We start from the raw sequence: 12,206 nt of genomic DNA, 5'->3' as shown, positions 1-12,206 counted from the left end.
GGACAAGTGTTATGGGTAAGAATGTCGTAGTCCTGGGCACCCAATGGGGTGATGAGGGCAAAGGCAAGATCGTTGATCTGCTGACCGAACATGCCGCCGCCGTAGTGCGCTATCAGGGTGGCCACAACGCCGGTCACACTCTGGTGATCGACGGCGAGAAAACCGTCTTGCACCTGATCCCGTCGGGTGTGCTGCGTGAAGGTGTGCAGTGCCTGATCGGTAATGGTGTAGTGGTTGCACCTGACGCCTTGCTGCGTGAAATCATCAAGCTGGAAGAGAAAGGCGTGCCGGTGCGCGAGCGCCTGCGTATCAGCCCCTCCTGCCCGCTGATCCTGTCCTACCACGTGGCGCTGGACCAAGCCCGTGAAAAAGCCCGTGGCGAGCTCAAGATCGGTACCACCGGTCGCGGCATCGGCCCGGCTTACGAAGACAAGGTTGCACGTCGCGGCCTGCGTATCGGTGACCTGTTCCATCGCGAGCGTTTCGCCGCGAAGCTGGGCGAGTTGCTGGATTACCACAACTTCGTACTGGTCAATTACTACAAAGAGCCAGCGATCGACTTCCAGAAGACACTCGACGAGTGCATGGAATACGCCGAGCTGCTCAAGCCGATGATGTTGGATGTGACTGCCGAACTGCACGAACTGCGTCGTGCCGGCAAGGACATCATGTTCGAAGGCGCCCAAGGTTCCCTGCTGGACATCGACCACGGTACCTACCCGTACGTCACCAGCTCCAACACCACGGCTGGCGGCATCGCTACCGGTTCGGGTTTTGGTCCGATGTACCTGGATTACATCCTCGGCATCACCAAGGCGTACACCACTCGCGTTGGCTCGGGTCCATTCCCGACTGAGCTGTTCGACGACGTTGGCGCGTTCCTGGCCAAGCGTGGCCACGAGTTTGGTGCTACCACCGGCCGTGCCCGTCGTTGCGGCTGGTTCGATGCCGTGATCCTGCGTCGCGCTATCGACGTCAACAGCATCTCCGGCCTGTGCCTGACCAAGCTCGACGTGCTCGACGGTCTTGAGACCATCAATATCTGCGTGGGCTACAAGAACCAGAACGGTGCAGTCATCGACGCACCGACCGACGCTGACAGCTACATCGGCCTGGAGCCGGTGTACGAAGAAATGCCGGGCTGGACCGAGTCGACCCTGGGTGCCAAGACCCTGGAAGAGCTGCCTCAGGCTGCTCGCAACTACATCAAACGCGTCGAAGAGTTGGTCGGCGCGCCGATTGACATTATTTCGACGGGCCCGGACCGCAACGAGACCATCGTTCTGCGTCACCCGTTCGCTTAATAAGTCGTTGATGTAAAAGACAAAGGGCCCTTTATGGGGCCCTTTGTCGTTTCTGTCTGTTGGGCGGCACGACCTTTGCTGTGATTATCCTTTCCAGGGTGCCATCAATTTAATGGCGCCAAAGCAGAGGGATTTCCTGTGTCGGCCGTTCTCTCACTGTTACAAAGCCGTTTGCTGCGGCCTGTATTCGTTACGCTTGGTATCGCCCTTTTGGTGCAAGTGCTGGTGGCTGTTGCATTGACTCGAAGCACGGTGACCGCATTGGAAGCCGATCTCGGTAATCGCCTGGGCGTCGATAGTCAGAAGCTCTCTGGCGAACTCGAGCAGGCGGGACGCGAAGTCACGTCGAGCCTCGACAGTCTGTCCACCAGTACGCGTCAGCGCCTCACGGCAGGGCTGTCCTCGCGGCTGAAGGACGAGCAGGTGCAACTGCGTGCGACGTTGGAGAAGGATTTGAAGGACTCGGCCAATGACATGGCCCAGCTTCTTGCTTCTGTGGCTCCGCGCGCGATGTGGGACAGCGACGTCCCGGCCCTTTCCGAGTTCGCTCGACGTGCCCAACGCAATCCCAACGTGCTGTTCGTGGTGTATGACGACGCTACCGGCCAGCACCTGACTCGCTATATGAATCGGGAAAACCCGATCAACAAGGCCCTTTTGGAAAAAGGCCAGGGCGAGCGCGCAATGGATAAAGTGTTGGATGCGGCGAAAAACGATCCTTCGGTTTACTACCTCGAAGCTTCGATCAGTCCCAATGGGGTGGAAATCGGCAAGGTCTTGATGGGCGTCTCCACGGCTTCAGTTGAGACTGATCTGGCGGCTCTGGATAAGCGCTTCTCTGCTTTGATCGCCAGCAGTGACCAACTGGTTGGCGATAGCCTCAAGGGGGCGGCGGCTGATAGCGCCACGGCGATGCGAGCGCGGCTGCAGTCGGCGCAAACCACTGCGTCGCAGATGAAGGACAACACCACCAGTACCGTCCAGGAAGCGGCCGCAACCTTGCGCTGGCGGATCGGTATGGGCTTGGCGTTGGTTGGGCTCGGTGTCTTGCTGTTGCTGGCGGTCGTGCTAGGGCGTCGGGTGGTCAACCGGTTACATCTGTTGATTGCCGCCCTCAATGACCTGGCGGCCGGTGAGGGCGATTTGACCAAGCGCGTCCAGCTCAACAGCAAGGACGAGATCGGCGAAATGGCCGCGGCGGTCAATCGCTTTGTGGATAAGTTGCAGCCGATTGTGCGCGAAGCGGGCGATGTGGCGCAGCGCACGGGTGTAGAAATCGGTGCCATGACGCTGCGCAATGCCGGTGCAGATGCGGCGGCAGCGTCGCAGCGAGACGAGGTGGCAGAGAGCTTGCGTGCGTTGTCGAAAATGGCCGATGAAGCGCAGGCCGAAAGTCATGCCATGCAGGCGGCTTTGAAACAGGTGGTGGATATCCGTCAGGCGACCGACGAGAACACTCGCACGTCCGCTCAGGTCGGCAGTCTGATCGAAGCGTTGGCCGGGCAGGTGGAGGCCGGATCTAAAGTGATCGAGCGCCTGGCGCAACAAAGTGAGCAGATCGAGGTGGTGCTGACGGTGATCCATGGAATCGCCGAGCAGACCAACTTGCTGGCGCTGAACGCGGCCATCGAAGCGGCGCGTGCCGGTGAAACCGGGCGCGGGTTCGCGGTGGTGGCCGATGAAGTGCGGGCACTGGCGAGCAAGACTCAGAGTTCCACCGGCGACATTCAGGCGCATATCGGCGCCTTGCAGCAAGGTGCACGCGAAGCGGTAGCGGCGATTGGTCAGGCGGGTCGCCAGGCCAGTGAAGGTTTGCTGGTGTTGCGTGACAGTGCGCGGCTGCAGCAGTCGGTGCAGTCATCGGTTGAGCAAGTGCACGCCGCGATCGGTCTGGCTACCCAGGCTGCAGCCCATCAGGCGCAAGGTGCGCACGCGGTGCGCGGAAGGGTTGAAACCATCCATGCCCAGGCAGAGCGCGCGGCTCAGGCGGTGGTGGAGACAACTGCCAGCGGCAAAGTGCTGGATGGTCTGGCGGCGCAGTTGAAAGCGAGCTTGGGGCAGTTCAGGGCCTGATTTGTTGTCTGGGTTATCGCATTCGCGAGCAAGCCCGCTCCCACATTTGATCTCTGCTGCTCACAAATAGTGTGCTCACAGAAGACCTAGTGTGGGAGCGGGCTTGCTCGCGATGACAATCTCAGCGGCTCAGGTACATCCGCGTCGTCAGCAAATAGACCGGCAAACCAGAAACCAGAATCAACAACGCCGCATAAGGTGCTGCTGCCGCGAATTCAACATTCGCCGTATGCGCCCAGACTTCCGTCGCCAGCGTGTTCAGTCCTGTCGGGCTGAGCAGCAACGTCGCTGTGAGTTCCTTCATCGCATCAAGAAACACCAGCGCAAACGCGGCCCCTAGGGCCGGGAAGATAATCGGCAGAGTCACTCGGCAAAACGCGCTGAAGGACGATGCGCCGAGGGTTCGGGCAGCCTCTTCCAGTTGCGGCGCGGCCTTATTCAGTGCAGTGCGGATTGGCGCTTGAGCCAGCGGCAGAAACAGCAGCGCATAAGCGATCAGCAGCAGCGTGGACGTCTGATACAGCACGGGAGCGTAATGCAGCGCAAAGAACACTAGCGTCAGTGCGATCACCAATCCCGGCAGTGCATGCAGCAAGTAGGGCAAGCGTTCCGCCCAGAGTGCTAATCGGCCTTTGTAACGCACCACCAGCAAGCCAACCGGCACGGCCAGCACCAGGCACAGCGCTGCACCACCCAGGGACAGCGATAGCGAAGACAACAACGCTTCGCTGATGGCGCCCACCGGGAATGCCGCTGACGAACCCACTGCCAGCCAATACGCCAGCATGCCCAAAGGAATGCCGCTGCCGATAATCGCGAGCGACAGGCAATAAAGCTGACCGACAGTCGCCCACTTACCCAGGCGAACCTGCTCGGCATGCCGCGCGGCACCCTGGCCGATCCGCACATGGCGGCCCTTGCCGCGAACCCGCAACTCCAGCCACAGCAGCGCCAGGCAAAGTGCGAGCAATACGGCAGACAACATCGCCGCATTGGCGTTGCTGAATTCCAGCTCGAACTGTTGATAGATGGCTGTGGTAAAGGTTTGCAGGCCGATGATCGACAGGGCGCCAAACTCCACCAGCATGTGCAGGGCGATCAGCAGTGATCCGGCCAGTAAAGAAGGCCAAAGCAAGGGCAGGGTAATCCTGAAGAATACGCCCCAACGGTTTTGTCCCAGGGTTCGTGCTGACTCTTCCAGCGAAGGGTCGAGGTTGCGCAGCGTGGCGGCCACCGGAAGGAAAACCAGTGGGTACTTGGAGAGGGTCATGACAAGAATGGCGCCGCCCAGGCCTTCGAAGTTCGCGCTAAGCGAAACCCAGGTAAAACTGCTGACAAACGCCGGCACGGCAAATGGCAGGCAAAGCACCACGCCCCACAAGCGGCGGCCGGGCAAATTGCTGCGTTCCAGTAGCCAGGCCAGCGATAGCCCGATCACTGCGCAAGCCAGCGTGACGCCGACCATCAGCAGCAGCGTGTTGCGCAGCAAGCCGAACACATAGGGCCGCCACAACAGGTGCAGCGCTTGCACCCAGCCGGCTTGCCAGGCCTTGAGCCCGACATACAACAACGGCAACAGGCTAAGGGCGACCAACAGCAGGACCGGCAGCAGCAGCCAGATCGACGGCTGTTTGCGCCGTGGCGCATAACCTTCGCGCGAAGCGGAGGCGGGTAGCGATGCGCTCATTAGTTCAGGCCAACGTCACGTTCCAGGTCCAGTGCCTGCTCTGCATTGCCCAGATCCGCCGGGGTTACGTTGGGTGGTTGCAGTTCGTTGAAGGGTTTCAGGCCCCGATCCGACTCCATACCTTTGCGCAGCGGGTATTCCGCCGAGGTCTGGGTAATCACGCGCTGGCCTTCTTCGCCAGCCATGAAGGCGAGGAGTTGCTGGGCTTCTTTCGGGTGTTTGCTGGATTTGAGTGCGGCCGCACTGGATACGGTGATCAGCCCGCCAACATCGCCGCCGGTGAAGTAATGCAGTTTTGAGTCGAGCTGACCTTTTTCGCGCTGTAAGGCGAACCAGTAGTAATTGTTTACCAGGACGCTGGCGACTTCGCCATTCTCTACGGCTTTCAAGGCCACCATGTTGTTGCTGTAGACCTTGCCGAAGGCGCGCAGGCCGGTCAGCCACTCTTCGGCAGCGTCCATTCCGTGCACTTTGATGATCGCCACGGCCTGTTCCTGAAAGGCACCACTGGTTGGGACGAAGCCTACCTTTCCTTGCCATTGTGGTTGGGAGAACTCCATGACCGACTTCGGCAGGTTTTTCTCGTCGATCAGTTTCGGGTTGAATGCGACCACCCGGACTCGTGCAGTGACCCCCATCCAAGTGCCGTTGCCGGCCACGTATTCCTTGGGCAGTACGTCGAGGGTTGCGGCGTCGATCTTCGCCAGCAGGCCTTGTTCGCCGAGTTTGTTCAGCGGCGGCGACTCTTCGGTGTAAATCACGTCGGCAGGCGAGCGGTCGCCTTCTTCAACGATCTGGCTGGCGAGTTGGTTGCTGCTGCCTTTGCGCACGTTGACGTGAATGCCGGTCCTGGCTTCGAACGCTTTGGCGATGGCGTCGCCGACTTCCTTGTGTTGACCGTTGTAAAGCGTCAGGGAAACCGGATCGGCAGCTTGGGTGAGGGGAGAGGCGAGGGTCAGGCCTAGTAGGGTGATGGTCAGGCCACGCAGAAGGGATGTCGGGAGCAGGGTATTTCGAAACATCATTCGCAGGATTCCTCGCTGTCGTATCGCAAAAACTTGTAACAATGATAAACGATATCGTTTCTCATGTGCGGTTAGAGGCTGAGGTTTGGGCTTTGAGGTTATAAAGACGGGTGTTGGATCGGGGGGTATTGAGATGGGCTTTGTAGATTCGAAAGCCAGAAACGCAAAAACCCGCTTTCGCGGGTTTTTGTGAAACTCAAGAACGATGCTCTTGAATTTGAATTGGTGCCCAGAAGAAGACTCGAACTTCCACGACCTTGCGGTCACCAGCACCTGAAGCTGGCGTGTCTACCAATTTCACCATCTGGGCAGTATCAGCAGCGTTGTTCGCCGTTGATGGAGCGCACTATACGGAGAGCGTTTTGATCTGTAAACCCCTGTTTTGGTTTTAATAAATCAAACACTTAGAATGCAAAAACCCGCTTTCGCGGGTTTTTGTGAGAGTCTGAAGATTCATGTAATCTCCAACTCTAAATTGGTGCCCAGAAGAAGACTCGAACTTCCACGACCTTGCGGTCACCAGCACCTGAAGCTGGCGTGTCTACCAATTTCACCATCTGGGCAATATCGACAACGTCTCCGTCGTCGATGGCGCGCACTATACGGACCAACTTTTTAACTGTAAACCCCTGTTATCAAAAATACCTGGAAAATTTCGCGAGCGGCATTTCTGTGAGCTTTCTATGCTTGGCAAAGGGCTTTTCACGTGCTGTCCGAGCCTGAAATTTCCCGTTTCAATACGCGTATGCCAAACTAACCCGCATATAGACAAGGTGAAAACTCTCTAATGGCCGATTGGCAGTCCCTCGATCCCGAGGCCGCTCGTGAAGCGGAAAAATACGAAAACCCTATTCCTAGCCGCGAACTGATCCTCAAGCATCTTGCTGATCGGGGTTCGCCAGCTAACCGCGAGCAGTTGGTGGAGGAGTTTGGTCTGACCACAGAAGACCAACTCGAAGCCCTGCGTCGCCGCCTGCGCGCCATGGAGCGCGATGCTCAACTCATCTACACCCGTCGTGGCACCTATGCGCCGGTGGACAAACTCGACCTGATCCTTGGTCGCATTAGTGGTCACCGTGATGGCTTCGGCTTCCTGATCCCTGACGACGGCAGTGACGACCTGTTCATGAGCCCGGCGCAAATGCGTCTGGTGTTCGACGGTGATCGTGCGCTGGCCCGGGTGTCCGGTCTGGACCGTCGTGGTCGTCGTGAAGGCATGATCGTCGAAGTGGTCACCCGTGCTCACGAAAGCATCGTTGGCCGTTACTTCGAAGAGGGTGGTATCGGCTTCGTCGTTGCCGACAACCCGAAGATCCAGCAAGAAGTGCTGGTCACGCCGGGTCGCAATGCCGGCGCCAAAGTCGGTCAGTTCGTCGAAGTGAAGATTACTCACTGGCCAACGCCACGCTTCCAGCCGCAAGGCGACGTGGTCGAGGTCGTGGGCAACTACATGGCGCCGGGCATGGAAATCGATGTCGCGCTGCGTACTTACGATATTCCTCACGTCTGGCCTGAAGCGGTGCTCAAAGAAGCCGCCAAGCTCAAGCCGGAAGTTGAAGAAAAAGACAAAGAGAAACGCATCGACTTGCGTCATCTGCCGTTCGTCACCATTGACGGCGAAGATGCGCGCGACTTCGACGACGCGGTCTATTGCGAAGTCAAGCCGGGCAAGCTGCGCCTGTTCTCCGGCGGCTGGAAGTTGTACGTGGCCATCGCCGACGTTTCCAGCTACGTGAAGATTGGGTCGGCGCTGGACACCGAGTCCCAGGTACGCGGCAACTCGGTGTATTTCCCCGAGCGTGTGATACCGATGCTGCCGGAGCAGTTGTCCAACGGCCTGTGCTCGCTGAACCCGAAAGTCGACCGTTTGGCCATGGTGTGCGAGATGACTATCTCGAAAACCGGCGAGATGACCGATTACCAGTTCTACGAAGCGGTGATCCACTCTCAGGCACGTCTGACCTACAACAAGGTCAGCACGATCCTCGAGCAGCCGAAAACCAGCGAAGCCAAGCAACTGCGTGGCGAATACTCGGATGTCGTGCCGCACCTCAAGCAGCTGTACGCGCTGTACAAAGTGCTGCTCGGCGCGCGGCATGTTCGTGGTGCGATCGATTTTGAAACCATGGAAACCCGAATCATCTTCGGTTCCGGGCGCAAAATTGCTGAAATTACCCCGACCGTTCGTAACGATGCGCACAAACTGATCGAGGAATGCATGCTGGCGGCCAACGTGGCCACCGCTGAGTTCCTGAAAAAGCACGAAATCCCTGCGTTGTACCGGGTCCACGCGGGTCCGCCGCCGGAACGTCTGGAAAAGCTTCGCGCGTTCCTGGGTGAGCTCGGTCTGTCCCTGCATAAAGGCAAAGAGGGTCCGTCGCCGAAGGATTACCAGGCGTTGCTTGCCGGCATCAAGGATCGTCCGGATTTCCATCTGATCCAGACCGTCATGCTGCGCTCGTTGAGTCAGGCGGTTTATAGTGCCGATAACCAGGGTCACTTTGGCCTGAATTACGAAGCCTATACCCACTTCACTTCGCCGATCCGCCGTTACCCGGACTTGCTCACGCACCGGGCGATTCGCAGTGTCATCCATTCCAAACAGAACACCCCGCACGTCAAGCGTGCCGGTGCGATGACCATCACGAAAGCGCGTATTTACCCGTACGACGAAGCGGCATTGGAGCAGCTCGGCGAGCAATGCTCGATGAGCGAGCGGCGTGCCGATGAAGCCACTCGTGACGTTGTGAACTGGCTCAAGTGCGAGTTCATGAAAGACCGCGTTGGCGAGTCGTTCCCAGGTGTGATCACCGCGGTGACAGGTTTTGGTCTGTTCGTTGAGCTGACCGATATCTATGTCGAAGGTCTGGTGCACGTCACCGCCTTGCCGGGTGACTACTACCACTTCGATCCTGTGCACCATCGCCTGGCTGGTGAGCGTACCGGTCGCAGCTTCCGCTTGGGTGACACCGTGGAAGTGCGGGTCATGCGGGTTGACCTCGACGAACGCAAGATCGACTTCGAGATGGCCGAAAAAACCATCAGCGCACCGATCGGTCGCAAAAAGCGTACGGCGGGTGTCGATGTGCCTGCGGCGAAACCTGTTCCTGAGCCGGCAACGGCGAAAACCGGGCGGCGTACTGCGGCAGATAAAAAATCCGGCGAAGCTTATCGTCCGAGCGATGCTGCGGCGAAAAACGCCGAGCTGCGCAAAAGTCGTGAAATGAAGCAGGCGTTGCTGAACGAAGCGAAAAGCGGCGGTAAAGCGGCGTCTGAGGGAAAGTCCGGAAGGTCGGGGTCAGCCAGTTCGACGGGCAAGCCAGCCAAACCGAGTAAACACCGTAAAGGCCCGCCAAAAGCGGGCTCGGCTCCAGCCGCGAAAAGCGGCGGAGTGCGTAAACCTAAGGCCAAGTCATGAGTCAGTTGGAAAAAATCTACGGCGTGCATGCTGTAGAAGCGCTGTTGCGTCATCACCCAAAACGCGTCAAGCAGATCTGGCTGGCTGAAGGCCGCAGTGATCCGCGGGTTCAGACGCTGATCGAGCTGGCGAACGAAAATCGCGTAGCCGTCGGCAACGCCGAGCGTCGTGAGTTGGATGCCTGGGTCGAAGGCGTGCACCAGGGCGTGGTGGCGGACGTGAGCCCGAGCCAGGTCTGGGGCGAGGCGATGCTCGACGAATTGCTCGATCGCACCGAAGGCGCACCATTGCTGCTGGTGCTCGACGGCGTGACCGATCCGCACAACCTCGGTGCTTGCCTGCGTTCTGCCGATGCGGCGGGTGCTTTGGCCGTGATCGTACCAAAGGACAAGTCAGCCACCCTGACTCCGACGGTGCGGAAAGTCGCCTGTGGCGCGGCGGAAGTGATTCCGTTGGTGGCCGTGACCAACCTGGCGCGTACCCTGGAAAAACTCAAGCAGCGCGGCTTGTGGGTCGTCGGTACGGCGGGCGAGGCTGAGCAGGATCTGTATCAGCAAGACCTGACCGGTCCGACCATCCTGATCATGGGTGCGGAAGGCAGCGGGATGCGCCGCCTGACTCGCGATCTTTGCGACTACTTGGTGCGTCTGCCGATGGCCGGCAGCGTCAGCAGTCTCAACGTTTCCGTGGCCACCGGCGTCTGCCTGTTCGAAGCGCTGCGCCAGCGCAGCGTCAAGGCTGCCGGAACTACCAAGAAGTCCTGATCTGCTGCAGATCCCCTGTGGGAGCGAGCCTGCTCGCGATAGCGGTGTAACATTCAGCATAAATATTGAATGTTGCGCCCCCATCGCGAGCAGGCTCGCTCCCACAATGGTTTGTATCAGGGCGAAAGGTTGTGGCATGAACGAGACTGTTCAAATAATCACCAATTGCCTTGCGCCTCTCTCACCCCTTCTCTACAATTGCGCCCCTTGCTGTGACGGCAGGCATACATGTGCCTACCTCTGGCAAGACACACAAGTGTCATTCACTCCTTGTCTGACCGCTTTTGAGCGGCAGGCTACAACCCGTAAGGAGCATTCATGCGTCATTACGAAATCATCTTTTTGGTCCACCCGGATCAAAGCGAGCAAGTCGGCGGCATGGTAGAGCGTTACACCAAGCTGATCGAAGAAGACGGCGGCAAAGTCCACCGTCTGGAAGATTGGGGCCGTCGTCAACTGGCCTACGCAATCAACAATGTTCACAAGGCTCACTACGTGATGTTGAACGTTGAATGCACCGGCAAAGCCCTGGCTGAGCTGGAAGACAACTTCCGCTACAACGATGCAGTGATCCGTAACCTGGTCATCCGTCGCGAAGAAGCCGTTACCGGCCAATCCGAGATGCTCAAGGCTGAAGAAAACCGCAGTGAGCGCCGTGAGCGTCGCGACCGTCCTGAGCACTCCGACAGCGCCGATGGCGTTGATGGTGATGACAGCGACGCCAGCGATAACGCTGACGAGTAATCCACGGACCTTTTGAGGAGCCAATTACATGGCACGTTTCTTCCGTCGTCGTAAATTCTGCCGCTTCACCGCTGAAGACGTGAAAGAGATCGATTACAAAGATCTCAACACTCTGAAAGCTTATGTATCCGAGACCGGCAAAATCGTTCCAAGCCGCATCACCGGTACCAAAGCTCGTTATCAGCGTCAGCTGGCCACCGCTATCAAGCGCGCCCGCTTCCTGGCCCTGCTGGCCTACACCGACAGCCACGGCCGCTGAGACCGGGCAGTCGACACGTAGTAAGGGATTGAATGCATGCGCGCCTTAGCTGAGTTCATCATGCGCGGTCGTATGCAGGCCACTCTGGTAGTGGCCGGATGTGCAGCATTGCCGTTGTTGTATTGGTTGGGTGCTGCCGCGGGAAGCCTCGTGCTCCTGCGGCGCGGATTGAAGGACGCCCTTGGCGTTCTTGCTCTGGGACTGCTGCCGGCGTTGATCTGGTGGCTTTACTCTGATGATCCACGCGCACTTATGGTGCTGCTCGGGTCGTCGGGCCTTGCGTTGGTTTTACGCGCAAGTGAGTCCTGGAACCGCGTGCTGCTGGTCAGCATAGCGATGGGATTGGTGTTTTCAGTGGTGTTGGGTGCGGCTTTCCGCCCTCAGATCGAAAGCCTGGCGCAGGAGTTGGTAAAAATCCTGCCGCTGGCGCTTGGAGATCTCTACCAGCAGTTTTCGGTAGAAGAGCGAGCGCGTCTGGCGTCACTGATTGCCCCCGTCCTGACCGGCTTGATTGCGGCCTTGTTGCAGATCGTCAGTGTGCTGAGCCTGATTCTTGGGCGCTACTGGCAGGCGTTGTTGTACAACCCCGGTGGTTTTGGTCGCGAGTTTCGCGCCATCCGTATCCCGCTGGGGCCAGCGATGTTGCTGCTGGCGTGCATGCTTCTGGGGCCGAATTTCGGTTCTCAGATGGCGATGTTAACGCCGTTGTGCAGCGTACCGCTGGTGTTCGCCGGGCTGGCCCTGATTCACGGGCTGGTGGCTGAAAAGCGACTGGCCAAGTTTTGGCTGGTGGGGTTGTACGTAACGCTGTTGCTGTTTATGCAACTGATCTATCCGTTACTCGTGGTGTTGGCCATTGTCGACAGCCTGATTGATATTCGCGGTCGTTTGGCGCCGAAAGACGCCGATAACGCGAACGGTGAAGGTTAAAA

The 12,206-nt window shown here is 58.6% G+C and carries 9 protein-coding genes and 2 tRNA genes; 7 read left to right on the top strand and 4 right to left on the bottom strand.

From position 1 onward, the window contains the following. Positions 1–11: 11 nt before the first annotated feature. Positions 12–1,304: an adenylosuccinate synthase gene (locus ACN1C3_RS17560; RefSeq protein ID WP_419117034.1), complete on the top strand. Its 1,293-nt coding sequence runs from the start codon at positions 12–14 to the stop codon at positions 1,302–1,304. Positions 1,305–1,442: 138 nt separating this feature from the next. After that, positions 1,443–3,377, top strand: a complete 1,935-nt coding sequence (locus ACN1C3_RS17555) for a methyl-accepting chemotaxis protein (protein WP_419117033.1) — start codon at positions 1,443–1,445, stop codon at positions 3,375–3,377. Between the two features lie 121 nt (positions 3,378–3,498). On the opposite strand, the gene ACN1C3_RS17550 is transcribed toward ACN1C3_RS17555, so the two are convergent. The 4 genes from ACN1C3_RS17550 to ACN1C3_RS17535 form a co-directional block, all read right to left on the bottom strand. After that, positions 3,499–5,064, bottom strand: coding sequence for an ABC transporter permease (locus ACN1C3_RS17550; protein WP_419117032.1), 1,566 nt, complete (start codon positions 5,062–5,064; stop codon positions 3,499–3,501). Further along, positions 5,064–6,089 (bottom strand): extracellular solute-binding protein, encoded by a 1,026-nt coding sequence (locus ACN1C3_RS17545; protein WP_419117031.1) that lies wholly within the window; start codon positions 6,087–6,089, stop codon positions 5,064–5,066. The genes ACN1C3_RS17550 and ACN1C3_RS17545 overlap by 1 nt, the downstream gene beginning before the upstream one ends. Positions 6,090–6,312: 223 nt before the next feature. Continuing rightward, a tRNA-Leu gene (locus tag ACN1C3_RS17540) sits at positions 6,313–6,399 on the bottom strand. A 166-nt stretch (positions 6,400–6,565) separates the two neighbouring features. Further along, positions 6,566–6,652, bottom strand: a tRNA-Leu gene (locus tag ACN1C3_RS17535). A 224-nt stretch (positions 6,653–6,876) separates the two neighbouring features. Here ACN1C3_RS17535 and rnr point away from each other — a divergent pair. The 5 genes from rnr (at position 6,877) to ACN1C3_RS17510 (ending at position 12,204) form a co-directional block, all read left to right on the top strand. Next, the gene (gene rnr, locus ACN1C3_RS17530; protein ID WP_419117030.1) at positions 6,877–9,507 is read left to right on the top strand and encodes a ribonuclease R; all 2,631 of its coding nucleotides are present in this window, start codon (positions 6,877–6,879) and stop codon (positions 9,505–9,507) included. After that, positions 9,504–10,271: a 23S rRNA (guanosine(2251)-2'-O)-methyltransferase RlmB gene (rlmB, locus tag ACN1C3_RS17525; protein WP_419117029.1), complete on the top strand. Its 768-nt coding sequence runs from the start codon at positions 9,504–9,506 to the stop codon at positions 10,269–10,271. Before rnr ends, rlmB begins: the two co-directional genes overlap by 4 nt. A 318-nt stretch (positions 10,272–10,589) precedes the next feature. Beyond that, positions 10,590–11,015 carry a 30S ribosomal protein S6 gene (gene rpsF / locus ACN1C3_RS17520; protein WP_419117028.1) on the top strand — a complete coding sequence of 142 codons (426 nt, stop codon included), beginning with the start codon at positions 10,590–10,592 and terminating at the stop codon, positions 11,013–11,015. Between the two features lie 28 nt (positions 11,016–11,043). Then, positions 11,044–11,274 (top strand): 30S ribosomal protein S18, encoded by a 231-nt coding sequence (gene rpsR / locus ACN1C3_RS17515; RefSeq protein WP_002551829.1) that lies wholly within the window; start codon positions 11,044–11,046, stop codon positions 11,272–11,274. A gap of 36 nt (positions 11,275–11,310) precedes the next feature. Beyond that, the gene (locus tag ACN1C3_RS17510; RefSeq protein ID WP_419117027.1) at positions 11,311–12,204 is read left to right on the top strand and encodes a hypothetical protein; all 894 of its coding nucleotides are present in this window, start codon (positions 11,311–11,313) and stop codon (positions 12,202–12,204) included. Positions 12,205–12,206: the final 2 nt, after the last annotated feature.

This window comes from Pseudomonas sp. H11T01 (assembly GCF_048515765.1).
Lineage (GTDB): Bacteria > Pseudomonadota > Gammaproteobacteria > Pseudomonadales > Pseudomonadaceae > Aquipseudomonas.
This window is presented reverse-complemented; position numbering and strand designations above follow the sequence as displayed.

Bases quoted from the DNA above. Each gene is read 5' to 3' on its own strand.
- ACN1C3_RS17560 (WP_419117034.1), top strand. From the start codon at position 12: ATGGGTAAGAATGTCGTAGTCCTGGGCACCCAATGGGGTGATGAGGGC.
- ACN1C3_RS17550 (WP_419117032.1), bottom strand. From the start codon at position 5,064: ATGAGCGCATCGCTACCCGCCTCCGCTTCGCGCGAAGGTTATGCGCCA.
- ACN1C3_RS17545 (WP_419117031.1), bottom strand. From the start codon at position 6,089: ATGATGTTTCGAAATACCCTGCTCCCGACATCCCTTCTGCGTGGCCTG.
- rnr (WP_419117030.1), top strand. From the start codon at position 6,877: ATGGCCGATTGGCAGTCCCTCGATCCCGAGGCCGCTCGTGAAGCGGAA.
- rlmB (WP_419117029.1), top strand. From the start codon at position 9,504: ATGAGTCAGTTGGAAAAAATCTACGGCGTGCATGCTGTAGAAGCGCTG.
- rpsF (WP_419117028.1), top strand. From the start codon at position 10,590: ATGCGTCATTACGAAATCATCTTTTTGGTCCACCCGGATCAAAGCGAG.
- rpsR (WP_002551829.1), top strand. From the start codon at position 11,044: ATGGCACGTTTCTTCCGTCGTCGTAAATTCTGCCGCTTCACCGCTGAA.
- ACN1C3_RS17510 (WP_419117027.1), top strand. From the start codon at position 11,311: ATGCGCGCCTTAGCTGAGTTCATCATGCGCGGTCGTATGCAGGCCACT.